Origin of the sequence: Pseudoflavonifractor hominis, assembly GCF_014288125.1 — a bacterium.
GTDB classification, from domain to species: Bacteria; Bacillota; Clostridia; order Oscillospirales; family Oscillospiraceae; genus Pseudoflavonifractor_A; species Pseudoflavonifractor_A gallinarum.
In genome coordinates, this window is the sequence record NZ_JACOPR010000006.1 from 160,355 (window position 1) to 187,195 (window position 26,841).

21 protein-coding genes are annotated in these 26,841 nt (G+C 61.6%); 17 read left to right on the forward strand and 4 right to left on the reverse strand.

What is annotated here, in order from left to right:
* Together H8S34_RS10920 and H8S34_RS10925 are read right to left on the reverse strand one after the other, a co-directional pair.
* On the reverse strand, positions 1-1,680 hold the full coding sequence (locus H8S34_RS10920; RefSeq protein WP_101691464.1) for an RND family efflux transporter: 1,680 nt from the start codon (positions 1,678-1,680) through the stop codon (positions 1-3).
* Positions 1,681-1,704: 24 nt separating this feature from the next.
* The gene (locus tag H8S34_RS10925; RefSeq protein WP_101691463.1) at positions 1,705-2,328 is read right to left on the reverse strand and encodes a TetR/AcrR family transcriptional regulator; all 624 of its coding nucleotides are present in this window, start codon (positions 2,326-2,328) and stop codon (positions 1,705-1,707) included.
* 325 nt (positions 2,329-2,653) lie between these two features.
* Between H8S34_RS10925 and H8S34_RS10930 the strand changes: the two genes are divergently transcribed.
* From H8S34_RS10930 to H8S34_RS10950, 5 genes are all read left to right on the forward strand, one after another.
* Entirely contained in the window at positions 2,654-3,814 is a 1,161-nt protein-coding gene (locus tag H8S34_RS10930) for a MalY/PatB family protein (protein ID WP_186963990.1), read from the forward strand.
* Between the two features lie 322 nt (positions 3,815-4,136).
* Positions 4,137-4,631: an NAD(P)H-dependent oxidoreductase subunit E gene (locus H8S34_RS10935; RefSeq protein ID WP_101691590.1), complete on the forward strand. Its 495-nt coding sequence runs from the start codon at positions 4,137-4,139 to the stop codon at positions 4,629-4,631.
* Entirely contained in the window at positions 4,615-6,507 is a 1,893-nt protein-coding gene (locus tag H8S34_RS10940) for an NADH-quinone oxidoreductase subunit NuoF (RefSeq protein ID WP_186963991.1), read from the forward strand. The genes H8S34_RS10935 and H8S34_RS10940 overlap by 17 nt, the downstream gene beginning before the upstream one ends.
* Positions 6,508-6,518: 11 nt before the next feature.
* Positions 6,519-8,216 (forward strand): [FeFe] hydrogenase, group A, encoded by a 1,698-nt coding sequence (locus tag H8S34_RS10945; protein ID WP_186963992.1) that lies wholly within the window; start codon positions 6,519-6,521, stop codon positions 8,214-8,216.
* Positions 8,217-8,443: 227 nt separating this feature from the next.
* Positions 8,444-9,292 (forward strand): MSCRAMM family protein, encoded by an 849-nt coding sequence (locus H8S34_RS10950; protein WP_186963993.1) that lies wholly within the window; start codon positions 8,444-8,446, stop codon positions 9,290-9,292.
* Between the two features lie 514 nt (positions 9,293-9,806).
* On the opposite strand, the gene gdhA is transcribed toward H8S34_RS10950, so the two are convergent.
* Both gdhA and H8S34_RS10960 read right to left on the reverse strand, forming a co-directional pair.
* Positions 9,807-11,144 (reverse strand): NADP-specific glutamate dehydrogenase, encoded by a 1,338-nt coding sequence (gene gdhA / locus H8S34_RS10955; protein ID WP_101691458.1) that lies wholly within the window; start codon positions 11,142-11,144, stop codon positions 9,807-9,809.
* A gap of 294 nt (positions 11,145-11,438) precedes the next feature.
* Positions 11,439-12,335, reverse strand: coding sequence for a LysR family transcriptional regulator (locus tag H8S34_RS10960; protein WP_101691457.1), 897 nt, complete (start codon positions 12,333-12,335; stop codon positions 11,439-11,441).
* Positions 12,336-12,777: 442 nt separating this feature from the next.
* On the opposite strand from H8S34_RS10960, the gene H8S34_RS10965 reads away from it, so the two are divergent.
* The 12 genes from H8S34_RS10965 (at position 12,778) to H8S34_RS11020 (ending at position 26,806) form a co-directional block, all read left to right on the forward strand.
* Entirely contained in the window at positions 12,778-13,887 is a 1,110-nt protein-coding gene (locus H8S34_RS10965; protein WP_186963994.1) for a PTS sugar transporter subunit IIC, read from the forward strand.
* A gap of 206 nt (positions 13,888-14,093) precedes the next feature.
* The gene (locus tag H8S34_RS10970) at positions 14,094-15,254 is read left to right on the forward strand and encodes an amidohydrolase family protein (protein ID WP_101691455.1); all 1,161 of its coding nucleotides are present in this window, start codon (positions 14,094-14,096) and stop codon (positions 15,252-15,254) included.
* Between the two features lie 75 nt (positions 15,255-15,329).
* Entirely contained in the window at positions 15,330-16,841 is a 1,512-nt protein-coding gene (locus H8S34_RS10975) for a DUF362 domain-containing protein (RefSeq protein WP_101691454.1), read from the forward strand.
* Positions 16,842-16,845: 4 nt separating this feature from the next.
* Positions 16,846-17,700 (forward strand): hypothetical protein, encoded by an 855-nt coding sequence (locus H8S34_RS10980; protein ID WP_186963995.1) that lies wholly within the window; start codon positions 16,846-16,848, stop codon positions 17,698-17,700.
* Positions 17,701-17,725: 25 nt separating this feature from the next.
* Positions 17,726-18,343 (forward strand): amino acid synthesis family protein, encoded by a 618-nt coding sequence (locus H8S34_RS10985; RefSeq protein ID WP_101691453.1) that lies wholly within the window; start codon positions 17,726-17,728, stop codon positions 18,341-18,343.
* A 216-nt stretch (positions 18,344-18,559) separates the two neighbouring features.
* The gene (locus H8S34_RS10990; RefSeq protein WP_186963996.1) at positions 18,560-19,456 is read left to right on the forward strand and encodes an NAD(P)-dependent oxidoreductase; all 897 of its coding nucleotides are present in this window, start codon (positions 18,560-18,562) and stop codon (positions 19,454-19,456) included.
* Between the two features lie 33 nt (positions 19,457-19,489).
* Positions 19,490-20,359, forward strand: coding sequence for an FAD binding domain-containing protein (locus H8S34_RS10995; protein ID WP_101691451.1), 870 nt, complete (start codon positions 19,490-19,492; stop codon positions 20,357-20,359).
* 18 nt (positions 20,360-20,377) lie between these two features.
* Complete coding sequence (locus H8S34_RS11000) at positions 20,378-20,863, forward strand: (2Fe-2S)-binding protein (protein WP_101691450.1); 486 nt, start codon at positions 20,378-20,380, stop codon at positions 20,861-20,863.
* Positions 20,860-23,175 carry a xanthine dehydrogenase family protein molybdopterin-binding subunit gene (locus tag H8S34_RS11005; protein ID WP_186963997.1) on the forward strand — a complete coding sequence of 772 codons (2,316 nt, stop codon included), beginning with the start codon at positions 20,860-20,862 and terminating at the stop codon, positions 23,173-23,175. The genes H8S34_RS11000 and H8S34_RS11005 overlap by 4 nt, the downstream gene beginning before the upstream one ends.
* A gap of 78 nt (positions 23,176-23,253) precedes the next feature.
* Entirely contained in the window at positions 23,254-24,444 is a 1,191-nt protein-coding gene (locus H8S34_RS11010; protein ID WP_101691448.1) for a 3-isopropylmalate dehydratase large subunit, read from the forward strand.
* Position 24,445: 1 nt separating this feature from the next.
* Positions 24,446-24,937, forward strand: coding sequence for a LeuD/DmdB family oxidoreductase small subunit (locus H8S34_RS11015; RefSeq protein ID WP_101691447.1), 492 nt, complete (start codon positions 24,446-24,448; stop codon positions 24,935-24,937).
* 6 nt (positions 24,938-24,943) lie between these two features.
* Complete coding sequence (locus tag H8S34_RS11020) at positions 24,944-26,806, forward strand: cobalamin-dependent protein (RefSeq protein WP_101691446.1); 1,863 nt, start codon at positions 24,944-24,946, stop codon at positions 26,804-26,806.
* Positions 26,807-26,841: the final 35 nt, after the last annotated feature.

The window sequence follows — 26,841 nt, forward strand, 5'->3', positions numbered from 1 at the left end:
TTAGCCTCCCATCATCATTGCCATGGTGCTGGAGGACTCGTTCTTTTTCAGGACAATATCGCCCTCCTGCAGGCCGTCCAGGATCTCGATGTACTCGTCGTTGTTCCGGCCCAGGGTGACCTTTCGGGTCTCAATGGTGCCGGGGGAGATCATGGTGCCGTTTTCGTCATACACGGCGTCGGGACCGGGGAGCTTGACGGAGCCGCCGTCTGCGCGGTCCACCGTGTCGATGGGGACGCACAGGGCCTGGCCCGACCGCTCCACGATGATCTTGGCCGAGACATTCATGCCGGGGTAGAGCCCCTCCGGATTATCCACCTGGACCGTGACCGGATAGGTGGTGACTCCGTTGGCGGTGGTGCCGTTGATGTTGATTTTGTCGACCCGTCCGGTAAAGGTCTTGCCGTCCAGAGCCTCGGAGGTGATCTCCACCTCCTGGCCCACCTGGATCTTGCTGATATCCAGCTCGTCGATGGGCAGGTCGAAGGTGAGGGCGCTCAGGTCATAGATGACAGCCGGATAGCTGACACCGGTGGTTCCTGTATTTCCACCGGAGGTGGTGGAGGTGCCGTCGATGTTGTCCCCTACATCCAGATTCTTTTCGATGACCGTGCCGTCGATGGTGGAGGTGATGGTGTAATTCTCCAGGCTGTCCTGGGCGCTTTGCAGGGTCAGCTTGGCATTCTCCACATTCAGGCGGGCATTTTCGATCTGGGTGGTGATGGAGTCGGCATCGAAGGAGCCGATGGTCTGACCGTCGGTGACCGAGTCCCCCTCTTTGACGGGGAGAGAGGCCAGTTCACCGCTGGTCTTGGCGACCACGGTCTTTTTGGCGGCATACTCAAAGGGACCGGAGGCGGCACAGGAGAGGGTGCCAACGGTGGCGGTTCCCGTGGAGGAATCGGTGATGATGCCGGGGTTGGTCACCGAGATAGTGACCGTGCGGGTCAGGGTGCCGCCGGTACCCACCTCCTCCAGCGGAGAGATGTCGGTGACCGTGCCGGTGATGGGCTGGGCCGTGCCGTCCACGACCACCGTGGCGCTCTGTCCCAGAGAGAGCGCGGCGGCATCCGCGGAGTGGAAGGGGACCTTGAGCTTCATGGTGGAGCGGTCCAGAATGTCGGCCACCTGCTGTCCGGCGGTCACATTGTCGCCCTCGTCCACGTAGAGCTTGGAGATGATGCCGCTGGCATTTGCGGTGAGCTTGGCATCCTTGGCACTGTTTTTCAGATTGTCGTACGTAAGCTGGGCCTGCTGAACGGCCAGTCGGGCCTGTTCAATGGAGGTCTCCACATCGCTGGCATCGATACGGAAGAGGACATCCCCCTTGTGGACGGTGTCGCCCTCTTCGAAGGGGGCCTCCAGGATCTCGCCCCGGACCAGCGTAGTTACTTTATAGGAGTGGATGGGGGAGATGGTACCGGTACCCGACACGGTGACCGTCAGGTCCTGCATAGAGACTGTTTCGGGAAGGTAGCTGCCGGCCATGGCCATCTGTGTGCCGCCCATGCAGCTTTTCAAGAGAAAAGCCACAATGGCCACGATGACCACCAGCACAATGAGGCGCTTGACCCATTTGCGCTTTTTCTTGGGCGGTTTGAACTTGGGGGCATGTTCCTTTTTGGCGGGTGCGGCGGGTTCCGCCACAGCCGTGCCCTGGGTGAGTTGGGTTTGTTCCATACGTATCTCCTTTTCCTAAAGTGGCTACGGCAGCTCCGGTTTGGAGACCATGCCGCGCTGAAGAATATCAAAAATGCGGACCAGACGCGCCCGGGCAGGGGCGGGGTCCTCCATCTGAATCCCGGAGAGGATGGCTGAACCGGTGACGGCACACAGCAGATGAAAGCTCTCACGCAGATCTTCTTCATGCCGCAAATCCAAACAGGTCGGATCGATCTGGTCCAGAAGACGGAGCAGCGGCGGCTCCGGAAGATCGGAGCGGAGAATGAGATCAGGATTCATGGGATGGTTGAGCTGCAGGATGCGCACCACCTCTTCAAACGCGCGGTCCCGCTGGGGCAGGCGGTAATAGGCCTGCAGCTGGTCAAAAAGATCCAGCAGGGCGGGAAAGGGGTTTCCGCCCCGGCTGCGCAGCGCGGAAAGGGCGGGCGCCTCCAGCTGATGGGCATAGAGATCCAGAAGATAAAAAAATAACTCCCCCTTGTCGCGAAAATACATGTAAAAACTTCCGCGGGAAATGTCGGCCTCCTGAATGATCCGGTTAATGGAGGCATCGGCAAAAGGGACCCGTGCAAACTCCTTTCGGGCGGCGCAAAGCAGTTTCTCCTGCTTTTCCGGCGGCAGGCGGAAAAAGGTGCTGCTGGGCAATCATCGACCACTCCTTCCTGCATGATATGACAACTTGTCATATATCATCATAGAGGACCGTATGACATCTGTCAATCAAAGGGCAGCGGAGTTTAAAGAATCTTAACATTCACCGGAACAAGAATACACCTTTCACCCGGTGAAAAGTCAAGAGAAAAGGGACAGTGGTATGATACCGCAGAAAAAGCTAAGTCCCGACTAAAAAAGGATGAAGATTTTATTAAAAAATGGCAGGCATATCGGGCGGGGCAGGATGATTGACGGACGGAGAAAATGCGGCTACAATGGCCTTACCAACATTCATAGGAGAAACGGAGTGTGTACTATGCAGTCGATCTTTGACCGGGCAGTAGACCGGAGAGGGAGCGGGAGTGTCAAATGGGACCGGGCGGACAAGAATTTTGGAGGAACGGATCTCCTGCCCATGTGGATTGCCGACATGGACTTTCCGTCACCCCCGGGGGTCCTCGCGGCACTCCGGCAGCGGGTGGAACAGGGGATTTTTGGATACAGTGTGCTGACGGGAGCGTACTATGAGGCGGTGATCGACTGGATGGCCCGCCGTCACCAGTGCGAGGTAAAGCGGGAGTGGATCGTGTTCGCACCGGGTGTGGTCTCCGCATTGAATTTCGCCGTACAGGCTGTGACGGAGCCGGGGGACGAGGTGATGATCTCCACGCCGGTATATGCCCCCTTCTACCGGGCGGTGGAGGAGTGGGGACGGGTGGTAAACCGGTGCCCGCTCAAGCGCTCAGACGGGCGGTATACCTTTGACTTTGAGGAGATGGAGCGGCGCATCACCCCCCGGACCCGGGCGCTGATGCTCTGCTCTCCTCACAATCCGGTGGGCCGGGTCTGGACACGGGAGGAACTGGAAGCGCTGGGCCGGTTCTGCCTGCGGCACGATCTGATGGTCATTGCCGATGAGATCCACAGCGACCTGGTATTCCAGCCCCATACCGTGTTCTGGAATGCGCTGCCCGAAATGGCCCAGAGGACCATCCTCTGCACAGCACCCAGCAAGACCTTCAATCTGGCGGGGATCCAGGCCTCCAATATCATCATCCCCAATGAGGAACTGCGGCGGAGATACCGCTCGGTGGCGGAGCGCCATCACGCCCTCTCGCCAAACGCCTTTGCAGAGGCGGCGGTCGTGGGTGCCTATCGGGACTCGGAGGCATGGCTGGATGAGCTGCTGGTCTATCTGAAAGGAAATGTGGATTATTTTTGCGCCGAGGTGGCCCGCAGTTTGCCGAAGCTGCGGGTGCTGCCTCCGGAGGGGACCTATCTGGCCTGGGTGGACTGCTCCGGCCTGGGCCTTTCGCCAGAGGAGCGGCAGCGCTTTTTGGTAGAGAAGTGTAAAGTGGCGTTTAACGACGGGAGCAGCTTCGGACCGGAAGGCGCAGACTTTGTGCGTGTCAATCTGGCCTGTCCCCGCTCTACCGTGGAGGAGTGTCTGCAGCGGCTGCGGACAGGCGGTTGTTGAATCGTTGCTTTGAGACCCGGGCGGTACAGTTCTGGCTGTGCCGCCCGGACTGCTTTTTCGAGGCTGCAAGGACCAAAAACAGCAAATGTCCGCGAGAGATGGACTATCATGCGCGCAAAGAACAAATATTAAACTCGCCGTTTTGGAAATTAAATTGTTCAAAACGCATAATTATGTGGAATTTTTCAAATAGGGCCGGTCTGCAATTGACTTTCTTGGTAAAATAATCTACAATCTTTTAAGTTGAGAAGTTTGTGAACTTTAGCGTTTGGATTCGAGAGGAAGACAAGCGATAGACGATAACGGAAGAAAGCAGGTGGAGATCATTAAGCCCGAAGATAAGCAGATTCTGGACCGCATCCTGCAGGCGCATGGATATCGGAAGGATCAGGTGATCGGAGTGCTCCAGCAGGTCCAGCAGGAGTACCACTATCTACCCGAGGAGGCCCTCACCTATGTGGCACGGGGCCTGAAGCTCAGCGAGGCCCGGGTATACGGCGTAGCGACCTTCTATGAGAATTTTTCCCTGGAGCCCAAGGGAAAGTATGTCATCAAGGTGTGTGACGGCACGGCCTGCCATGTGCGCCACTCGGTCCCGGTGCTGGAGGCCTTCCGGGAGGAGCTGGGGCTGAGCGCCGAGCGGCGCACCACCCCGGACATGCTCTTCACGGTGGAGACCGTGTCCTGTCTGGGGGCCTGCGGACTGGCGCCGGCCTGTACGGTCAACGATCAGGTCCATCCGGCCATGACGCCGGACAAGGCCCGGGCCCTCATTGCCCGTCTGAGAGAGGAGGAGCAGAATGGAACGGATCAGTAACCGCAAACAGCTCATTGCCCTGCGGGAGCGCTGCGCCGGTCTTCTGCGCAGCCAGCGCAAGCAGGTGCTCATCTGCGCGGGTACCGGATGTGTGGCCGGCGGCTCCCTCCAGGTGTTTGAGCGCCTGAAGACCCTCATGGAGGAGCGGGAGATCCCCTGTACCGTCACGCTGGACCATGGTCCCCATGAGCATCCCGTGGGTATGAAGAAGAGCGGCTGTCACGGCTTTTGTGAGTGCGGCCCGCTGCTGCGCATCGAGCCCATGGGTCTTTTGTACATCAAGGTCAAGGTGGAAGACTGTGAGGAGATCCTGGAGAAGAGCATCCTCCGGGACGAGGTCATCGACCGGCTGATCTACCATGACGCTGAGGGCAACGCCTTTGCGCGGCAGGATGACATTCCCTTCTACCGCCAGCAGACCCGCGTGGCGCTGGAGCACTGCGGACACATCAATGCCGAGTCCATCCAGGAGTACATCGCCGAAGGGGGCTACTGCGCGCTGGAGAAGGCCCTCTTTGAGATGACGCCCGAGCAGATCGTGGAGGAGATCAGTGCGTCCAGCCTGCGGGGCCGGGGCGGCGGCGGCTTCCCCACCGGAAAGAAGTGGCGGCAGGTGCTGGAGCAGAAGTCCGACATCAAGTATGTGGTCTGCAACGGCGACGAGGGTGACCCGGGCGCCTTCATGGACCGCTCCATGATGGAGGGCGATCCCCACCGGGTCATTGAGGGTATGATCGTGGCCGGTATTGCCACCGGAGCACACCACGGCTATATCTATGTCCGGGCGGAATATCCGCTGGCGGTGGCCCGTCTTCAGAAGGCCATTGCCCAGGCGGAGGAGCTGGGCCTGCTGGGTGAGCACATCCTGGGCTCGGATTTCTCCTTTGACCTGAAGATCAGCCAGGGCGCGGGCGCCTTTGTCTGCGGCGAGGGCAGTGCCCTGACCGCGTCCATTGAGGGCAAGCGCGGCATGCCCCGAGTCAAGCCTCCCCGCACGGTGGAGAAGGGACTCTTTGAAAAGCCCACTGTCCTCAACAATGTAGAGACCTTCTGCAACGTTCCCCCCATCCTCAACCGGGGCGCGGCCTGGTATCAGACCATCGGACCGGAGAAGAACCACGGCACCAAGGCCTTTGCCCTGACCGGAAATGTGTGCAACACCGGACTCATCGAGGTCCCCATGGGCACCACCCTGCGCCAGATCATCTTTGATATCGGCGGCGGTGTAAAGGACGGCAGCTTCAAGGCGGTGCAGATCGGCGGCCCCTCCGGCGGCTGCCTGTGCTTCAACAGCGCGGAAGAGCACCTGGATATGCCTCTGGACTTTGACTCCCTGAAAAAGGTGGGCGCCATGATCGGCTCCGGCGGCCTGGTGGTCATGAACGACAAGAGCTGCATGGTGGAAGTGGCCCGCTTCTTTATGAACTTTACCCAGAACGAATCCTGCGGTAAGTGCGTCCCCTGCCGTGAGGGCACCAAGCGGATGCTGGAGCTGCTCAACGACATTGTGGAGGGAAGAGGCACGGAGGAGCACATCCATCTGCTGGAACAGCTGGCGGATACCATCTCTGCCACCGCCCTGTGCGGTCTGGGCAAGACGGCGGCCGGCCCGGTGGTGAGTACGCTCAAATACTTCCGGGACGAGTACATGGCCCATGTGGTGGATCATACCTGCCCGGCCGGTCAGTGCAAGGCGCTGCTCTCCTACACGATCGACCCGGAGCTGTGTAAGGGCTGTACCAAGTGCAGCCGCAACTGCCCGGTGGGCGCCATCTCCGGTACGGTGAAGAAGCCCCATGTCATCGACCAGAGCAAGTGTATCAAGTGCGGCGCGTGCATGGAAAACTGCAGCTTCCATGCCATATCCCGGGGTTGAGGAGGATGCAGATGTCTAAGTATATGTTTATTGACGGGATCCGGGTAGAATTTGACCAGGAACCCAATATTCTCACTCTGGTGCGCAAGGCGGGAATCGAGCTGCCCACCTTCTGCTATTATTCCGACCTCTCCATCTACGGCGCGTGCCGGATGTGCATGGTGGAGGACGAGCGGGGCGGCATGGTGGCTGCCTGCTCCACCCCGCCCAAGCAGGGTATGAGCATCCGCACCCATACCCCTAAGCTCTACAAGCACCGCCGCATGATCCTGGAGCTGCTGCTCTCCGCCCACTGCCGGGACTGCACCCTGTGTGAAAAGAGCGGCAAGTGCAGCCTTCAGAAGCTGGCCCGCCGCTTTGGTCTGCGGGACATCCGGTTCCGTCCCCTGGAGGAGCAGAAGCCCCTGGACAACTCCTCCCGGGCCATTGTGCGGGACCCCTCCAAGTGTATCCTGTGCGGCGACTGTGTCCGGATGTGCAACGAGACCCAGCATGTGGGCGCCATTGATTTTGCCCACCGGGGTGCCCGGATGACGGTCTCCACCGCCTTTGAGCGCCCGCTGGCCGAGACCAACTGCGTGGACTGCGGGCAGTGCGCCGCGGTCTGCCCCACCGGCGCGATCACCGTCAAGAGCAGCGCGGACGGGGTGTGGAGCGCCATCCACGATCCCGGTGTGCGCACCGTAGTCCAGATCGCCCCCGCCGTCCGTGTGGCGCTGGGCGAGGAGTTCCGGCTGGGCGCCGGAGTAGATGTGATGGGCCGGATCATCGCGGCCCTCCACCGCATGGGCTTCGATCAGGTCTTTGATACCGCCGTAGGCGCCGATCTGACCATTATGGAAGAGGCCGGTGAACTCAAAAAGCGCCTGGAGGAGGTGGAAAAGGAGTATCCGCTCTTTACCTCCTGCTGCCCGGCCTGGGTCCGGTATGCCGAGACGGCCCATCCGGAGCTGGTTCCCCATCTCTCCACCTGTAAGTCTCCCATGGAGATGTTCGGTGCGGTCCTCCGGGAGCACTACCGCCTGGAGGATGAGAGGGACGGGAAAAAGACGGTCTCGGTGGCCATCATGCCCTGTACCGCCAAAAAGGCGGAGGCGGCCCGGGAGGAGTACATCCGGGATGGACGCCCCGACGTGGACTATGTTCTCACCACCACCGAGCTGGTGCAGATGATCGAAGAGGCGGGCATCGAATTTGACGAGCTGGACATCGAGGCTCCCGACATGCCCTTCTTCCTCTCCTCCGGAGCCGGCGTCATCTTCGGCGCCACCGGCGGCGTGACTGAGGCGGCGCTGCGCCGTCTCTCCGAGGACAAGAGCCCCCGTGCCCTGCGGGAATTTGAGTACGCAGGCGTGCGCGGCATGCAGGGCGTCAAGACCTGTGAGGTCCCCTATGGCGAGCGGACGCTGCGCATTGCCGTGGTCAGCGGACTGGGCAATGCCGACCAGCTCATCGAGCGGATCGAGGCAGGGGAGGAGCATTTTGACTTCGTGGAGGTCATGGCCTGCCCCGGCGGCTGTGTGGCCGGTGCCGGTCAGCCCTTTGGACACCGGGGCCAGGTGGACCTGCGCTCCCAGGGACTCTACAAGGCGGACAAGGCCTCGGTGATGAAGCGCAGTGAGGAAAATCCCCTGATCCGCTCCCTTTACGACGATATCCTCAAAAATCGGGTCCACCAGATGCTCCACGTCCACCGGGGACAGAACTGAGGCTGGGTGAGCCGCGTTCTACCATTTTGTGGATAACTCTGTGTGCTGCAGAAAACGCTCTGCGAATTCATTCTTTGACATGGTGCGCCGTTCGGCGCACCATGTTTTTTCTCTCTGGGGCGGGCAGGAACGCCGGAGAAGGGGGGAGCATACCCTGAACATGGGTGACCGCCAGATCGGGCACCACAGGCATCTGTATGCCTGATTTTCTTCAGGAGGTCACGTTTATGCCCGAAATCAAGCAGGATCTGCTGGGATTGCAATATAGTCAGCCCTTTGCCGTGGAGGGAATACAGGAGGCGGACATCAATCTGAATCTGTCCCCCGCGGCCGGTTCCTTTGCCACCCTCTACGGTCAGGTAACCGACGGGACGGTGCCCGTCCCGGGTGCTACGGTAAAGATCTTTGATGATAAAGGGGTTCCCTTCAAGCACACCATGACCGATGACAACGGTGAGTACACGATGGACGGGATCCCCGCGGGGACCTACACGGTGGCGGCGGTCAAGCAGGGCTACCGCCTCAGTCCTGCGGTCGGGGTAACGCTTGCCGTGGGAGACACCACGGAGGTCGCACTGGTCTGTGCGCTGGATGCCACGCTGGCGCTGGGTGCCATTGCGGGCGTGGTCCAGGTGATGGAGGAGAGTATGGCCGTCCCGCTGAGCGGGGCAAAGGTCACGCTGAAAAACAGCGGGGATACGGCGATTGCCTCCACCTACACGGCAAAGGGCGGGGAGTTTGCCTTCTATGACGTGGCGGACGGCGTGTATACGCTGCTGGCCACGGCCGACGGCTATCTTCCCTCTGCCCCGATGATCGCGACCATTACCGGAGGGTCTATTGCCAACATCATCATGACCATGGTGGTGGATACCCGCACCTATAATGGCACGGTAAGCGGGGTGATCCGGGATCAGAGCGGAAATGCGGTGGCCGGGTGCTTTGTGGGTCTGTTTGCGGTAAGTGCCGGGGAAGAGCGGCTCGTTGCCACGACCAAGACGAATACAGAGGGGAAGTATCTCTTTGGCGGCGTTGGCGGCGGGCAGTATATGGTAAAAACGAAAAAGAGCCAGTAACCTGGAGCTGGACAGGGCATTCTTTTTGTCTGTGTGGGAAAGAGGAACGGTCGGAGGACGGATGCCTTCGGCCTACGCCGAAGCAAAGCTGGCTGCGGGTGAGTGCGCCGCTGGGAGCGGCCGGAGCCCTTCAGATCACCCTCCAGCGCTGTGGGAGCTGCACGTACTCCAGCCGCGAACCCCAGAGCAATGGGATGGCGGTATTTGACCATCTGCGGGCGGGCGCCTATGTGCTTCGCCTGTGGGAGAGAGGTCATGGGGCTTGGCTTTTTCTGCGGCTTGCTCCGGGGCAGGGACTGGTTCTGCGTGCCTCAGAGGATGCCGCTTCTTATGAATGGAATATGGAACGCTTTCCCGGCCAGGAGTGGGGTATGGGATAGAGGCGTACAGCACAAGACGCCGGGGTCCGTTTTGGACCCCGGCGTCTCAATATGTGGAAGGGTATGGAGAAGTACCTTAAAAATATGGCACTTCTTTCGAAACGGTATGTCTACAGACTGATTGCGGCGAAGAGTTATACCAGACCCTGGGCCATCATGGCGTTGGACACCTTGAGGAAGGCGGCCACGTTGGCGCCGGAGACAAAGTCGTCGGCGCTCTTGCCATACTCGGCAGCGGCGGAGGACATGTTCTGGTAGATGTTGGCCATGATGCTCTGGAGGCGCTGGTCCACTTCCTCGAAGGTCCAGGAGAGCCGCAGGCTGTTCTGGCTCATCTCAAGCGCGGAGACGGCCACGCCGCCGGCGTTGGCGGCCTTGCTGGGGACAAAGAGGATGCCGGCCTGCTCAAAGGCCTCCATGGCCTCCAGCGTGGAGGGCATGTTGGAGCCCTCACAGACCATCCAGCAGCCGTTCTGAATGAGCGCCTTGGCGGCGTCCAGATCGATCTCGTTCTGGGTGGCGCAGGGGAAGGCGATGTCGCAGGGGATGTTCCAGATGCCGCGGAAGCCCTCGTGATACTCAGCGCTGGGGCGAGCGGAGACATACTCCTTGATCCGGGCACGGCGGACCTCCTTGAGGTCCTGAATCACGGCGATGTCCACGCCGTCCTTATCATAGATGTAACCGTTGGAGTCGCACATGGCGATAACCGTGGCGCCCAGCTCCTGAGCCTTCTTGGCGGCATAGATGGCCACGTTGCCGGAACCGGAGACGATGACCTTCTTGCCCTCCAGGCTCTTGCCGCGATGGGTGAGGACCTGGTTGGCCAGATAGATGACGCCGAAGCCGGTGGCCTCGGTGCGGGCCAGAGAACCGCCGTAGGTCAGGCCCTTGCCGGTGAGCACGCCGCAGTACTGACCGGTGATGCGCTTGTACTGGCCGTAGAGATAGCCGATCTCACGGCCGCCCACGCCGATGTCGCCGGCGGGCACATCGCAGTCGGGGCCGATGTGACGGTAGAGCTCGGTCATAAAGCTCTGGCAGAAACGCATGACCTCGTTATCACTCTTGCCCTTGGGGTCAAAGTCACTGCCGCCCTTGCCGCCGCCGATGGGCAGGCCGGTGAGGGAGTTCTTGAAGATCTGCTCAAAGCCCAGGAACTTCATGATGCTCTGGTTGACGCTGGGATGGAAGCGCAGGCCGCCCTTGTAGGGACCGATGGCGCTGTTGAACTGCACCCGGAAGCCGCGGTTGATCTGATATTCGCCCTTGTCATCGACCCAGGGTACCCGGAAGGTGATGATGCGCTCAGGCTCCACCAGGCGCTCCAGCAGCTTGGCGTCGCGGTATTCGGGGTGCTGCTCCACCACACGGCGCAGAGAACCCAGGACCTCGGTAGCGGTCTGAAGGAACTCCGGCTCATAGGCGTTCTTCTCTTTGACGGCGGCTAGTACCTGATCAACATACTCCATAACAAAAGACCTCCTGTTTTGGTTGCGCAGTCCCCGCGATTAGGGGTATTGCGGCGGCTCGGCTGCATTCACTCGGAATCAAACTGCAAGGTATTGAGAGATACGTTGCAATCGGCGGAATGGAGCGCGGAACGGGCCTCGCATCCAAAACTGACTTATACTCCAACTGAAAGCATGGCCTATTATAAAACCAGAAGTAGGGGTGCTGTCAATAGATTTTTCAAAAAAAGAGATAAAATTTGCATGAGTATGAATTAATACTTGCAAAAATGACATCGGATGACGGATGAGTTGTCAGATCATGGCCATAAAGGCCATCGCCTCGGGAGAGAGATTGACCAGCGGGTCCCAGATCAGACAGACACGGGGACAGAGGGAGAAGGATTCCAGCCGGCGAATGACCAGATTGGGGTCACTGTTGATCGCGGCGGAGGTGTAGGGGGCGATGGCGATGCCGATCCCGGCGCTGGCCCAGCTGAGGGAGGACTGGATCTCGCCGTTTTCACAGATGATGTGGGGACTGAAGCCCCGCTTGCGGCAGGCGCTGAGCAGCATTTCCCGGTAGCGTTGATGGATCACCAGGGGCTTTCCCTGGAGGGCCTCCAGAGGAGTGGAGGCCAGATGCCCCCCCTCGTAGTAGAAATCAAAGAATTGAGGCAGGGCGATGGCCACAAAGTAGTCGTTTTCCCCCAGGCTCAGAACCGGGTCCTGAATGGGGAGGGAACGAAAGCCCGCCACATTGAAGGGCTCGCGGACAAAGCCAAAGTCTACATTTCCGCCCTCCAGATCCCGGAGCACCGTGTCGGTGCGGCCTTCACGCACCTGGAAGTGTACATAAGGATATTCGCGGCAGAAGCGCGCTATGATCTGAGGAAGCAGACGATTGTTGACCGAGCCGATGGACCCGATCCGGATCACGGACTCTTTGTTTTGCGCGGCGACCTGAATATCGTGGGCCGTCTCCTCCAGAAGGGCGAGGATGGCCTCCGCCCGCTCCCGCAGCAGGCGTCCTTCCGACGTGATTTCCAGATGGCGCTTATTGCGGATAAAGAGCGGGGTACCCAGCTCCTCCTCCAGGGATTTTAACTGGAGACTTAGGGGAGGCTGAGAGATATTTAGATTCTGTGCTGCTTTGGTCACGCTGCCCATTCGAGTGATCTCCAGAAAGTATTCCAGCTGTTTTAGAGTCATTGCACAAAATACCTCCGTTCTTTTTGACGTTTTAAGAGCGAATTATATATTTAAAATATATATGAACAAAGTTGCAGATTGTAAAAGTATTTGAAAAGAGAGCGGTGAAATGATATAATTTCAGCATAAAAGAAAGAACAAAATTAGTCAATATGTAAAAGCAAAAAGAACAGAAAAGAAAAAATGTAGACATATCAACGGCTTTATGTCATATAAATTATAATATATAGTTTTCGTTGGCTCAAGAGAGCACAAAAGCATTTGATATGGAAAAGGAAAGCAGGGGTCCACAGGGGCCCTTACGTCTGTTGAGTATATTGCGTTCCCCGTGTGGAACGTGGTATAAACGCTGGCAATTGGAAGGCGCCAGAAGCCGGCATCGCATTCCCCACCCCCAAAAAAAGCACAGTTGAGTGTAAGTTTCAGAGAGGGAGGAACGTCTATGTCTGAGCAAGCAAACAAGCAAGAACTGACAGGATTCCACAAGTACATGAAGGAACAGAACATCGAGTTCTCGTTCAACCGCATCTTCATCCAGGGCCTGGGCGGCATGGCGCACGGTCTGTTCGCCTCGCTGCTGATCGGTACCATCCTGGGTACGATCGGTCAGTTCACCCCTGGAGCGGTCGGAACCTTCCTGGCGGAGGTATCGGCCTACACCCAGGAGATCCAGGGTGCGGCCATGGCAATGGCCATCGCTTACGCCATGAAGGCCGATCCCTATGTCCTCTATTCCCTGGCGACCGTTGGCCTGGTGGCCAATAAGCTGGGCGCGGCTGGCGGACCGCTGGCGGTGTATTTCGTCAGCTTGATAGCCATCCTGGCCGGTAAGCTGGTCTCCAAGCGCACACCGATCGACCTGATCATCACCCCCACCGTCACCATCTGTGTGGGTGTTCTGGCTGCCAATCTGATCGCACCGCCCATCGGCTCCTTTGCCGTGTGGCTGGGCACCATCATCATGTGGGCCACCAACCAGCAGCCCTTCCTGATGGGTATCCTGGTGTCGGTCATTGTGGGTATCATTCTGACCCTTCCCATCAGCTCTGCGGCCATCTGCGCCGGCCTGGGTCTGGTAGGCCTGGCCGGAGGCGCGGCGGTTGCCGGCTGCTGTGCTCAGATGGTTGGCTTTGCAGTCTGCTCCTACCGTGAGAACAAGCTCAACGGTCTGGCCTCCATCGGCCTGGGCACCTCGATGCTGCTGGTTCCCAACCTGCTGAAGAAGCCCATCCTCTGGATCCCCCCCACGCTGACCGCCGCCATCACCGGCCCCATTGCCACCTGCCTGTTCAGCCTGCGTATGAACGGCGCGCCCATCTCCTCCGGTATGGGCACCTCCGGTATCGTGGGCCCCATCGGTGTGGTGACCGGCTGGCTGAATCCCTCTGAGGCTGCCGTGAAGATGGGCGAGGTCGCCCTCACTCCCGGCGCAATGGATTGGATCGGCATGATCCTGATCTGCTTCGTCCTGCCCGCCATTCTCTCCTGGGTCATCTCGGAGTTCATGCGCAAGAAGGGCTGGATCGAGTTTGGCGACTACAAAATGGTATAAGAGAGACGAAGGGTACAAGGACAGGACCCGGACTTAGTTTCAAACGCTGGCGCCGGGGCTTCCGTTGAAAAATGGATGCCCCGGTTCCTTCCGGCGAAATGATTTGCCGGTACCCACCCATCCAGTTGGGCGGCACTGGTATCACGTTGCAACAGACAAGCAGTGGACGGCAGAAACCGCCCAAAGGTTGAAAGGAGATTGTCATTATGGGTTCCACGATCATCAAAAATATCGGTATGATCCTCAGCGGAGACATCGAGCATCCCGTCCTGGACGGAGATACCATTGTCATCACGGATAAGAAGATCGCAGCCGTCGGCAACAGCAGCGTGGCCGACGGTGTGGAGGCGGACAAGGTCATCGACGCCGCAGGCGCCACCGTGGCCCCCGGTTTCTTCGATACCCATGTACATACCACCATCGGGGATTATGCCCACCGTCAGTTTGCCAGCAACTTCATCGAGGGCGAGCTCCACGGCGGCGTGACCACCATCATCTCCGCTGGTGAGTGCCATATGCCCGGCCGTCCCAAGGACCCCGCCGGCACCAAGGCTCTGGCCATCCTGGCCCACAAGTCCTTCGCAGCCCTCCGCCCCGCCGGCGTCAAGGTCCATGGCGGCAGCGTCATCCTGGAGAAGGGCATGACCGAGCAGGACTTCATCGACCTGAAGGAGCAGGGCGTCTGGACCGTGGGCGAGATCGGCCTGGGCAGCGTGAAGGATCCCGCCGATGCCGCTCCCATGGTGGAGTGGGCCCACAAGCACGGCTTCAAGGTGCAGATGCACACCGGCGGCACCTCCATCCCCGGCAGCTCCACCGTCACCGCTGAGCAGGTCATGGCCACCAAGCCCGATGTCATTTCCCACATCAACGGCGGCCCCACCGCAGTTCCCCTGCACGAGGTGGATAAGCTGATGGACGAGACCGAGTTCGCCATGGAGATCGTCCAGTGCGGCAACCCCAAGGTCACCGACTATGTGGCCCGCCGCGCGCAGGAGAAGGGACAGCTGGGCCGGATCATCTTCGGCAACGACGCCCCCTCCGGCACCGGCATCATCCCCCTGGGCATCCTGCGCAACATCTGCCAGGTGTCCTCCGTTTCCGGCATCCCCGGCGCCCAGGCGGTCTGCATGGCCACCGGCAACAGCGCCAAGGTGTACGGCCTGAACACCGGCGTCATCGCCGTGGGCCGCGAGGCCGATCTGGTGTGCATGGATGCCCCCATGGGCTCCGTGGCCAACACCGCCGCCGAGGCCTTTGAGTGTGGCGACATCCCCGGCATCAGCATCGTGCTCATCGACGGCGAGGTCAAGGTGACCAAGAGCCGCAACACCCCGCCCTGCAAGCGCGCGGCCAAGGTGGTATAAAAACAGAAGACCCGGTCCGCTCCGGGGATTGGAGACGCCGGAGCGGACCCAGGTATAGAAGGAGGCGAGACCGCCATGGTCGTGGTGAATCAGGAGGCCTGTAAGGGCTGTACCCTGTGTGAAAAGAACTGTCCGCTGGATGCGGTCCACATTGTGGAGCGCAAAGCGGTGGTAGATGAAGAGAAGTGTGCCGAGTGCGGCATCTGTACCCGCGTTTGTAAGTTCGGCGCCATTTCCCGCCCGGAGAAGTCCACGGATGGGAGCGTGGTATGCTCCTCCTGCCCGGTGCAGTGCCATGTGCCCGTGGGACATACCGGCGCCTGTAAGCGCTATACCAATGAGAACGGCAAGCTGGTGCGCAACCGGAAGCTGGTGCTCCAGAACGACGCCGTACATTATCCGGATTCCCGCCTGAACGGGCCCGTCATTACCGCCGTGGGCGCGGGAACCAACTATCCCTGTATCCGGCCCGCTCCCCACATCGTCTCGGAGGTCCGGGACGGGGTGGAGGTCGTCACGGTGGTCACCGAGGCGCCTCTGAGCTATTCGGGCGTCACGGTCAAGCTGGATACCAATACCTACATCGGAGAAGAGGGCGATCCCGTCTACCGGGACGGCAAGCTGGTTGGCATGGTCAACACCGAGGAGTACGGCTCCAAGATGATCGCCGTGGGCGGCGCCAATAAGCTGACCGGCCCCGACGGCTTTACCGTGGCCCGCACCATCGTGGAGCTGGCCAACGGCGAAGAGGTGGAGCTCTCGGTCAACAAGAAGATCAAGATCCGCGTCCAGGCCGGGAAGGCCCCCGTCATCAACGGCGTGGAGGAGTCCAAGATGCGCATCGGCTGCGGCAGCGCCACCGTGGGACTCTTTGCCAAGAAGATGAAGGAAGCGGTGGACGAGGTCATCGTCATCGACCACCATGTGGTGGGCCTCTTCACCGAGCATCTGGCCGGCGCTGAGGTGGGCATGGAGTGGAGCGGCGTGGTGCCCAACGCCACTAAGTCCTCCCGGGGCCGTTACTTCGGAGAGCATGGCACCGGGATTGGCGGCACCACCATTGCCACCCCCCGGGATGCCATCAAGAGCGTGGACATGACCCGGGCCAAGGCCGGAATGCAGATCCTGGTGACCAACACCACCGGCGAGATCCGCGCTCTCTTTGAGGTCCAGGCTGACGGCGATGTGAAGGAGATCCCCCTGACCGAAAAGGCCGCGGCCCTGGCCGACGACATTACCAACAACTGTGAGTCCTCTCTGGCCTCTGTCATGTACGTAGGCGGAACCGGCGGCAGCGCCCGAGGCGGCGTGTGCTCCAAGCCGGTGGCCATCACCAAGGCGGTCCATGAGGGCAAGGCAGTGCTGACCGTGGGCGGCGCCCCCGCCTACGTGCTCCCCGGCGGCGGCATCAACTTTATCGTGGATGCCGGCAAGGTGGTGGACCACGGCTTTACCTGGGTGCCCACCCCCGCCACGGTGGCTCCGGTGGAATACACCATGACCAGAGCCGACTATGAGGCCATCGGCGGCCACATGGACTGCATCCGCCCCGCGGAGGAACTCCGCAAGGAAGTGGAGCAGGGGTAAGCCTATGACAGCGGATGTGATGCAGAACCTGAAACCGGGACAGGTGTTCGTGGATTTTGGACCCGTCTCCATGGTGATCACCGCCAGCCGGAACGGGGAAGGGGATACGCAGCTGTGCCGCGCGGCATTCCCGGTCATTGCCGCCTGTCTGGAGGATCTGCGTCCATCCCTGGAGATGCTCCGCCGGTATCCCCCCCAGGTGGAGCTGGAACAGCTCGCCGGAGCGGGTGAGACCATGGCCCGTGCGGTACTCCGGACCGGAGACCCCTGGCTCACCCCCATGGCGGCGGTGGCCGGAACGGTGGCCGACGCGGTAGCCGATTTCCTCTTTGCGCAGGGGGCCGAGAAAGTAACCGCCAACAACGGCGGAGACATCGCCCTCCGCCTGGCGCCCGGCCAGAGCCTGGGACTTGGCGTACTCTATGATCTGGAGCGGGGCGGAGTAGACCGGGTGGTCCACCTGACCGCCGAAAAGGGCGTGGGCGGAGTCGCCACCAGCGGGCTGGGCGGACGGAGCCTGACCACTGGAATCGCCAGCGGAGTGACGGTTTTCTCCCGCCGCTGCGCACAGGCCGACGCCCTGGCCACCCTGCTGGCCGACCGCTCCTGCATCGACTCCCCGGCGGTCCATACCCGCCTGGCGGGCGAGCTGGACCCGGACAGTGACATTGCCGACCTCCCTGTGGTGGTGTCCGTAGAGCCCCTGAGCCGGGAGGAGAAGGAACGGGCGCTGGAACAGGTGCTGCGGGAGGCGGAGGAACAGTACCGCAGAGGAAACCTTCTGGCCTGCATCGCCACGGTGCAGGGTGTGACCGTCACCTATGACCCAAATGGAATTTTGGAAGAGAATATAACCTAGTTTTGAATAAAAGGAGTGTTTTTCCATGAAAGAGCCTAAGATTCGCAAGATCGTCACCAACCTGGAAGAAGTCTTTTACGAGGGCGGCGCGGACATGCCCGTAGAGAACGGCGAGAAGAAGTCCATCAAGACGGTCTCCGTGGCGGCGGTCATCAAGAATCCCTATGCCGGCAAGTGGCAGGAGGATCTGAGCGAGCTGACCGAGTACGGCGAGTATCTGGGCGACCTGCTGGCCCGCAAGGGTGCGGAGCTGCTGGGCGCCGAGAACGTGGAGACCTACGGCAAGGGCTGCCTGGTCGGCGTGGACGGCGAGCTGGAGCACTCCTCCGCCATGCTGCATCCCAAGGCCGGCAAGCCCATCCGTGACGCCATCGGCGGCGGCAAGTCCATCATCCCCTCCAACGAGAAGGTGGCCGGCGTGGGCGCCTCCCTGGACATCTCCCTGCATTACAAGGATGCCGCCTTCGTGCGCACCCACTACGGCTCCTTCGAGGTCCGTGTGCCCGACGCCCCCAAGGCCGATGAGATCATCATGGCCGTGGTCCTCTCCGACGGCGGCCGTCCCCATGCCACCGTCAACGGCGCTGGCCGGATCGGCGGCCTCCAGAAGTCCGAAGCCAAGTGCGAGGATGGCCTGCGCTGATCCGTACCAAGCCAATGCATGACTGAGGTGCCCCCTCCGTCCGTCCGATCCGGCGCTCGGAGGGGGCTTTTTCAAAATCACCGCATGACACACCGATGTAACGTAAGGATATGCGCGGGTCGTTGCGGATCCCGACTGAGACAGAGCAGAGAGAACGCGCAGTCGTGGTCCGCAACGGCCCGAAGGATGGAAATTTGAGAAGTGGAGTGGTTAAAGATGAAAATTGGATTTATCGGTCTGGGCGCCATGGGTAAGCCTATGGCCTGCAATCTGATCGCCGCCGGCTATGAAGTGCACGCCTTCGATGTGGTGGAGGCTGCGGTAAAAGAGATGGAGGGCAAGGGCGCCATAGGCGCCGCCACCGCCGGAGAACTGGCCGCCCGGGTGGACGTCATCATCTGCTCCCTCCCCAATGCCAAGATCGTAGAGGGCGTGATGACCGGCAAGGGAAGCGTCTTTGACAACTGCAAGAAGGGCACCGTCATCATCGACATGAGCTCCGTGGCCCCCAACAGCACCAAGGCCATGGCCCAGAAGGCGGCCCAGAAGGGGATCTCCTACATCGACGCCCCGGTCAGCGGCGGCGTGTCCGGCGCCACCGCCGGTACCCTCACCATCATGGTGGGTGCCGACGACGAGACCTTCCAGAAGGTCAAGCCCGTGTTCGATGTGCTGGGCAAGAACATCTACCACATCGGCGAGGTGGGCGGCGGCGACGCCATCAAGATGGTCAACAACCTCCTGCTGGGCTGCAATATGGCGGCTCTGGCCGAGGCCCTGACCCTGGGCGTCAAGTGCGGATTGTCGGTGGAGACCATGAAGGAGGTCATCTCGGTCAGCTCGGGCCGGAGCTATGCTCTGGACGCCAAGCTGGAGAAGTTTATCATGGCCGACCAGTTCACCGGCGGCTTTGCCGTGGATCTTCAGTACAAGGACCTGGGCCTCGCCCTGGAGGCCTCCCGCGATGAGAAGGTACCCCTGCCCATGACCGCCGCTGCGGTGCAGGTCTATGAGGCGGCCCGGGCCAAGGGCCAGGGCCGGGAGGATATGTCCTCCGTGGTCAAGGTCTGGGAGGACCTGACCGGCGCCAAGATCCGCGGGACCGGGAAATAAGGCGGCCTGCGCACAGAAAGGAGTTATGTGGTGATGAAGCCATTTACTTATCATGCCCCCCGCTCTGTGGAGGAGGCCCTCTCCCTGCTGGAACAGCATCAGGCCAGCTGCGCCGTGGTGGCCGGCGGCACCGACGTGGTCATCGAGCTCAACGAAGGGGTCAAGCGCCCCGAGCATGTCATTGATATCAGCAAGATTTCCGAGCTGCGCTATGTGAAGGAAGAGGACGGCCTGGTCAAGCTGGGCGCGCTGGATACCTTCACTTCCCTGGAGCGCCACCCCTATGTGCAGGAGCATCTGCCCGCCCTCTATGAGACGGTCATCCATGTGGGCTCCCCCCAGATCCGGAACCTGGGCACCATCGGCGGCAACGTGGTCAACGCCTCCGTCGCCGGCGACTCGCCCACGGTCTTCCTTACCTACGGGGCCGAAGTGGTGCTCAAGAGCACCCGCGGTGAGCGGATCATGACCATTGAGGAGTTCAACCAGGGCCCGGGCAACTGCCAGATCCGGCCCGACGAGCTGCTCACCGAGGTGCGCTTCCCCGCCCCCGGCAAGGACGAGGCGGTGGGATACTTCAAGATCGGCAAGCGCAAGTCCCTGGCCATTGTGGTGCTGGCGGTGAGCGTGTACATCAAGCGCACCGCGGACAACCGGGTGGAGGATGCCCGGGTAATCCTGGGTGCCGTGAGCAAGCACCCCATGCGGGTGCCCGCGCTGGAGGAGGCCCTGAAGGGACTTCCTCTGACGAAGGAGGCTCTGGAGGGAACCCTGCCGCTCTTTACCGACGCGGTACAGGCGGCCATCGCCAACCGGCCCTCGGTCGTCTACAAGCGGGAGGGTGTCCGGGGCGCCGCCCGCCGGTGCTTTGATCAGATCCTCACCCAGTTTGGCCTGATGTGAGGCGAGGAGGAAGCAGAGATGGAACAGATCACGATTCGATTCAACCTCAACGGCCGGGACGTCTCGGTTCAGGCCGATCCCAATAAGCGCCTGGTGGACTTCCTGCGGGAGGACATGGGCATGCTCAGCGTCAAGGAAGGCTGCGGCGAGGGCGAGTGCGGCGCCTGCACCGTTATCTACAACGGCGAGGCGGTGACCTCCTGCCTGATGCTGGCCGGCCAGGTGGAGGGCGGAAGCGTCATCACCCTGGAGGGCGTGGGCAAGGAAAACGGCGAGCTGGACGAGATCCAGCAGGCCTTTGTGGAGGCGGGCGCGGTACAGTGCGGCTACTGTACGCCGGGCATGATCCTCTCGGCCAAGGCCCTTCTGGACCGCAATCCCAAGGCCACCCATGAGGAGATCCGCCGGGCCATGTCCGGCAATCTCTGCCGCTGCACCGGTTACAGCAAGATCATCCAGGCCGTGGAGATGGCCCGGGACGCGAAGGGAGGGGCTGCCGTATGAAGCCGGAGACCAAGGTTTTAGAGCAGGAAAAGCTGGAGGTGACCAGCGCGGTCCAGACCAGTCACGCGGTTCTGGGCAAGAGCGTGGTCAAGAAGGACACCATGGAGAAGGTCCGGGGTACCGCCCGCTTTGCCGCCGATCTGGAGATGCCCAACATGCTCTACGGCGGGGTGTTCCGCAGCACGATCACGGCCGGATACATCAAGTCCTTTGATCCCTCCGCGGCCCTCGCCATTCCGGGGGTGGCCTGTGTGCTGACCTCCAAGGACATTCCGGGCAAGAACCGCATCGGCATCATCCTCAAGGATGAGCCCATCCTGGTGGACGACAAGATCCGCCGCTATGGCGACGCCATTGCCGTGGTGGCAGCCGAAACGCCCGACCTGCTGGAGGACGCGCTGGCGGCCATCCGGGTGGAGTATGAGGAGATCGAGCCGGTCCTCTCGGTGGAGCGGGCCGCCCAGGCAGATGCCCCCAAGATCCACGGGGACACCAATGTCCACCAGAGCAAGCACCTGGAGCACGGAAATGTGGACGAGGCCTTTGCCAAGTGCGACATCATCATCGAGAACGACTATGAGACCCCCATGCTCTCCCATATGTTCATTGAGCCGGACGGCGGCCTGGCCAGCTATGAAAACGGCATCATGACGGTGTACGCCTCCACGCAGAACCCCCACTATGACCGGGGTGAGGTGGCGGCCATGCTGAACTTCCCCAACAACCGGGTCAGCTCGGTGCAGGTGACCACCGGCGGCGGCTTCGGCGGCAAGCTGGACATCTCGGTCCAGTGCCATGCGGCCCTGCTCTCCTACTATACCAACCGCCCGGTCAAGATGGTGCGCAGCCGGAAGGAGTCCACCATGGTCTCCTCCAAGCGCCATCCTATGAAGATGCACTATAAGACCGGCGCCACCAAGGACGGCAAGATCCTGGCCGTGGAGGCCACGCTGCTGGGCGATACCGGCGCCTATGCCTCCTATGGCCCCGCGGTCATCACCCGCGCCGCCGTCCATGCGGCCGGCCCCTATGAGATCCCCAACGTCCGGGTGGACGCCACCTTCTACTATACCAACAATCCCATGGCGGGAGCCTTCCGCGGCTTCGGCGTGCCTCAGGTGGCCGTGGCCCATGAGGGTCAGATGAATGCACTGGCCAAGGCGCTCAACATGGACCCCATCGACATCCGCATCCTCAATGCCCACCGTCCGGGCTCCATGACGGCCACCGGTCAGGTGCTGGACGACGGCGTGGGATTTGTGCAGTGCCTGGAAGCGGTGAAGAAAAAGGCGGCGGAAGTCCTGCCTCCCTGTGTGCCCACCGCACCCCATAAGCGCCGCGGCAGAGGATATGGCGCCATGTACTACGGCATCGGCAACACTGGCCTTCCCAACCCGGCGGGCGCTTTCGTGGAAGTGCTCCCCGATGCCAGCGTCAACCTGATGGTTGGCTGCGCCGACATCGGCCAGGGCTCCACTTCCGCCATGGCCCAGATCGCCGCGGAGGAGCTGGGCCTCGAATATGAGGACATCCGGGTCACCGCCGCCAATACCCAGGTCACCCCCGAGGGCGGCGCCACCTCCGCCAGCCGCCAGACCTTTATTTCGGGCAGCGCCACCATGCTGGCGGCCCGCATGGCCAAGGCGACCCTGGCCGAAGTGGCATCGGCTTATCTGAAGGTCCCGGTGGAGGGGCTTGTGTTCCGGCATCGGGAGATCTTCTCCGCTGCCGACCCCACGGTCAAGATGACCTATCCGGAGCTGATGGGTGAGATGAAGCGCCTGGGCAAGCTGGCGCTGGGCTGCGGCTCCTACAACCCCAAGACCACCGGACTCAACCCCGCGGATATGTTCGGTATTCCCTTCGAGGTGTACTCCTATGCCGCCACTCTGGTGGACCTGGAGGTGGACACCGAGACCGGTCTGGTGGATGTGCTCAACGTGATCTCGGCCCACGATGTGGGCACCGCGGTCAACCACCAGGCGGTGGAAGGACAGATCGAGGGCGGCGTGGTCATGGGTACCGGCTTTGCCCTGCTGGAGAAGATCGAGACCAAGGACGGACGCATCACCAACCCGGTGTTCTCCAAGTATCTGCTGGCCACCTCCATGGACGCCCCCACCATCTACCCCATCGTGGTGGAGAGCGGCAACGGAGAGGCCGGACCCTTCGGTGCCAAGGGCGTGGGCGAGCCCGCCCTGATCCCCACCATCCCGGCGACCGCCGACGCGGTGGAAAATGCGCTGAACATCCGCTTCGGCAAGCTTCCCATCCAGCACCTGGACATCATGCGGGAGCTGAACAAGAAATGACCCATAGGCGGAGGGACCCGTGGGTCTCTCCGCCTGTTTCCCTGTGATACAAACCGGAACGAATTGGAGTGAACGGCTATGAACTGTATCGAGCGGTACCTGGCCCAGGCCGCCGGTGTGGCCGAGGCCAGACCAGGACAGGATCTGTCCTGCCGGGTCAGCTATGTGGCGGCCCATGATGTGACCGCCCCCATTGCCATCAATATGTTTCGCCAGATCGGCGTGAAGAAGGTCTTTGATCCCGACCGGGTGATCCTGATTGTGGATCACATCTACCCCGCCGCCAGCGAGAAGGCCCGCAACAGCGTGTGGGCCATGGACGATTTTGCACGGGAGTTTGGGGTCCACCTCTACCAGCGGGGCGAGGGCGTAATCCATCAGCTCATGTATGAGAAGCACCGGGCCAAGCCCGGAGAACTGGTGGTCATCGCCGACTCCCACACCGGGACCTGCGGCGGCTACGGCGCCATCGGCGTGGGCGTTGGCTCCACCGAACTGGCCGCTGCCATGGCCACCGGAAAGCTGGACCTGGAAGTCCCCGAGGTGGTCCAGATCCACCTGAGCGGAAAACGGCCCGCCAATGTGTTTGGCAAGGACCTGATCCTCTATCTGGGCAGCCTCTTCGGCACCGATTACCTGGTGGACCGGGCCCTCCTCTTCACCGGTCCCGGCATTGCCGACTTCCCGGTGGAGGAGCGGATGACCGTGTGCAACATGGGCATTGAGCTGGGCGCCATGATCACCCTCTTCGGCACCGAGGAAAAAGAGCCGGATACCGTGGAGACCCGCGAGCTGGATCTCTCCGCCATGGAGCCCCAGATCGCCCGGCCCTTCTCTCCGGCCAATGTGGTGCCGGTGAAGGAAGTGGCAGGCACCAAGGTCACCCAGGTGGTGGTGGGCTCCTGCACCAACGGACGCCTCAACGACATGGAGCAGGTGGCCAAGGCCTTCCGTGGAAAGCATGTCCACCCCGATGTGAATACCCTCATCGTCCCCGCCTCCCGGGAGGTGCTGGACCAGATGGAGGAGCGGGGCTGGTGCAAGATCATCCGGGACGCGGGCGCCACCGTCCTCAACCCCGGATGCGGCCCCTGCTTCGGCGCCCATGAGGGCCTGACCAGCGAGCGGGACGTGGTGGTCTCCACCACCAACCGCAATTTCCCCGGGCGCATGGGCAGCATGAAGGCCAACATCTATCTGGCCTCGCCGGCCACCGCCGCGGCCACCGCTCTGGCGGGGGTCATCACCGTGCCGGAGAAGGAGGACTGACATGGAAATCATCAAGGGAAAGATCATCGTCCTGGGGGACGATGTGGACACCGACCAGATCCTCCCCGGCTATGCGATGGCCGAGCCCTATGACAAGCTGGGCGGCTTTGCCATGGCGGGACTGGCCGGACTGGATTTCAACGCCGTCTATGAGCCGGGCAGCATCCTGGTGGCCGGGCGCAACTTCGGCTGCGGCTCCTCCCGGGAGCAGGCCCCCATCGCCCTCAAGCAGCGGGGCGTGTCCCTCATCATGGCCAAGGGCTTTGCCCGTATCTTCCGCCGCAACTCCATCAACATCGGACTTCCGGTGTGGGCGGCCGATCTGGCCGGACAGGTCAAGACCGGCGACCTGGCGGAGGTAGACCTGGAGCAGGGCAAAGTGACGGTGAACGGAGTGGAGTACACCTTCCCGCCTCTGGCGGAAAATGTATTGAAGACACTGGCCTATGGCGGCCTGATCCCCCGGGTCCGCGCCGAGCTGGGAATGGAGTGAGTGAATATGGATATGCAGGAAAAAACCAAACGGATCATCCGGGAAGATATTGAGGCGGTCCGCGCCTATGCCGACTGCTTCGGCGTGGAGATGCCCGATCTGGACGAGAACGGAGAAGTGGTGGGCCTTCCCGCCCCCTATCCCAGAGAGGTGGCGGGCGTGGTCCGCAGCGGCTACCGCATCCATGAGCTGGCCCTGAAGGCCAGAGAGCGGGGCTGGCCGGTCCAGAACCCCATCCTGGGGCGCAACACCGCCGAGGAGACCCTCAAGGAGTCCAAGGAGATGTACGCCTTTGCCGAGAAGTTCGACGAGACCATCTTCCACTTTGTCCACTCCGAGGCCACCCGTCACATCGACCCCCTGAAGGGCCGGGAGCTCATCGAGCAGTCCCGGGGCAAGGGCGGCATCACCCCCAAGGGTGAGCGGGAGTTCATTCAGATGGGCGGCGGTTCCCGCCATCCGGTGCGCATCAACGCCACGGGCGATACCCCCCATCTCTCCATTTTGAACGCTCTCATCGCGGGCTTTGACGGCACCGACATCGGCCCCGTCATCCACGTCCACTTCGGCGGACGCGGCATCCACGACTACCGCACCAAGGTGGTCAACGGCTATAAGGCCCTTCAGATCTGCGCCGAGAACAAGATCTATGTGCAGCTGGATTCCCACAAGCACCTGAACAACATCGGCGGTACCGACGGCATGGCCCTGGCCATGTGCCTGCTGGCCGAGGGCCTGGCCATCCACGCCGGCCTGCCCCGGGAGCTCTCCGCCATTCAGATGAACATTGCGGGCATCAACATCTTTGCCGACCTGGCCCTGATGCGGGCCTTCCGGGAGACCCTGTGGAGCGACGGCCTCATCGTGGTGCCCGAGACCTTCCAGAGCCCTCCGGGCGACCTGATCGCCGAGGCGGCCCACTTTGCCCGCATGGCGGTCAACGCCAAGCTGGGCGGCGCCGACTTCTACCGGCCCAAGGCGGCCGAGAGCGTGGGCATCCCCACCGGCGACTCCATGGGCCGTGCCATTTGGGGCACTGAGAACGTATTCACCAACACCTATGCCGTGGACATCGAGGACAGCCGCATCACCGAGCGCAAGGCGGAGATCCTGGAGGAGGCCATGGCGGTGCTGGAGGCGGTGCTCCACCTGCCCGAGCGCAGCCTGAAGCCCAAGGACATCACTCCCGCCTTCTGGATGCAGTGGAAGGACACCGAGCTCATCGACCTCATCGTGGAGGGCGGCAAGAGCGGCCGGATGGACTGCCCCCGTGCCGGCGGCTGGGACCTGAAGCGGTTCGTCAAGGTCAACCGGGACCCCGACGGGATCAAGCGCTACGTGCCCGGCTACACACCTCTGGGGATCGATCCCAGCCGGGTGGCCGTCACCAAGGAGAATATCCAGGTGGAGCCCGAGAAGGAGCCCACCCGTCCCGAGAAGATCGTACTGGCCACGGTGGGTGCCGACGCCCACGTCAACGGCATCAATCTCATCCGGGAGACCTTCCAGCACGCGGGCTATGAGGTGGTCTTCCTCCGGGGCATGAACCTGCCCGAGACCGTGGCCGAGGTGGCGGCCGAGGCCAACGCCGACGCCGTGGGCGTGAGCAACCTGCTGGGCCTGGGCGGCACCCTCTTCCCCCGTGTGGAGCAGCGGCTCAAGGAGCTGGGCCTGCGGGACAAGATGGTGGTCTGGGCCGGCGGACGCATCGCCGAGAAGGAAGAGGAGCACCAGTATTACGAGGAGAAGATCAAGAAGGAGGGCGTGAGCTTCCTGGGCGTAGACGCCTTCTTTGGACCGGACTCCACCCCCGAGCAGTGCCTGGAGACCATCACGCGGCTCATCCAGGAGAAGAAGGCCAAGCAGTAAAGAGACCCCATTTTTCAGACAGGAGGCTGTGAGAA

Excerpts from the sequence above, each read along its gene's own strand:
- H8S34_RS10920 (WP_101691464.1), bottom strand. The coding sequence starts at position 1,680 with ATGGAACAAACCCAACTCACCCAGGGCACGGCTGTGGCGGAACCCGCC.
- H8S34_RS10930 (WP_186963990.1), top strand. The coding sequence starts at position 2,654 with ATGCAGTCGATCTTTGACCGGGCAGTAGACCGGAGAGGGAGCGGGAGT.
- H8S34_RS10940 (WP_186963991.1), top strand. The coding sequence starts at position 4,615 with ATGGAACGGATCAGTAACCGCAAACAGCTCATTGCCCTGCGGGAGCGC.
- H8S34_RS10945 (WP_186963992.1), top strand. The coding sequence starts at position 6,519 with ATGTCTAAGTATATGTTTATTGACGGGATCCGGGTAGAATTTGACCAG.
- H8S34_RS10950 (WP_186963993.1), top strand. The coding sequence starts at position 8,444 with ATGCCCGAAATCAAGCAGGATCTGCTGGGATTGCAATATAGTCAGCCC.
- gdhA (WP_101691458.1), bottom strand. The coding sequence starts at position 11,144 with ATGGAGTATGTTGATCAGGTACTAGCCGCCGTCAAAGAGAAGAACGCC.
- H8S34_RS10960 (WP_101691457.1), bottom strand. The coding sequence starts at position 12,335 with ATGACTCTAAAACAGCTGGAATACTTTCTGGAGATCACTCGAATGGGC.
- H8S34_RS10965 (WP_186963994.1), top strand. The coding sequence starts at position 12,778 with ATGTCTGAGCAAGCAAACAAGCAAGAACTGACAGGATTCCACAAGTAC.
- H8S34_RS10970 (WP_101691455.1), top strand. The coding sequence starts at position 14,094 with ATGGGTTCCACGATCATCAAAAATATCGGTATGATCCTCAGCGGAGAC.
- H8S34_RS10975 (WP_101691454.1), top strand. The coding sequence starts at position 15,330 with ATGGTCGTGGTGAATCAGGAGGCCTGTAAGGGCTGTACCCTGTGTGAA.
- H8S34_RS10980 (WP_186963995.1), top strand. The coding sequence starts at position 16,846 with ATGACAGCGGATGTGATGCAGAACCTGAAACCGGGACAGGTGTTCGTG.
- H8S34_RS10985 (WP_101691453.1), top strand. The coding sequence starts at position 17,726 with ATGAAAGAGCCTAAGATTCGCAAGATCGTCACCAACCTGGAAGAAGTC.
- H8S34_RS10990 (WP_186963996.1), top strand. The coding sequence starts at position 18,560 with ATGAAAATTGGATTTATCGGTCTGGGCGCCATGGGTAAGCCTATGGCC.
- H8S34_RS10995 (WP_101691451.1), top strand. The coding sequence starts at position 19,490 with ATGAAGCCATTTACTTATCATGCCCCCCGCTCTGTGGAGGAGGCCCTC.
- H8S34_RS11000 (WP_101691450.1), top strand. The coding sequence starts at position 20,378 with ATGGAACAGATCACGATTCGATTCAACCTCAACGGCCGGGACGTCTCG.
- H8S34_RS11005 (WP_186963997.1), top strand. The coding sequence starts at position 20,860 with ATGAAGCCGGAGACCAAGGTTTTAGAGCAGGAAAAGCTGGAGGTGACC.
- H8S34_RS11010 (WP_101691448.1), top strand. The coding sequence starts at position 23,254 with ATGAACTGTATCGAGCGGTACCTGGCCCAGGCCGCCGGTGTGGCCGAG.
- H8S34_RS11015 (WP_101691447.1), top strand. The coding sequence starts at position 24,446 with ATGGAAATCATCAAGGGAAAGATCATCGTCCTGGGGGACGATGTGGAC.
- H8S34_RS11020 (WP_101691446.1), top strand. The coding sequence starts at position 24,944 with ATGGATATGCAGGAAAAAACCAAACGGATCATCCGGGAAGATATTGAG.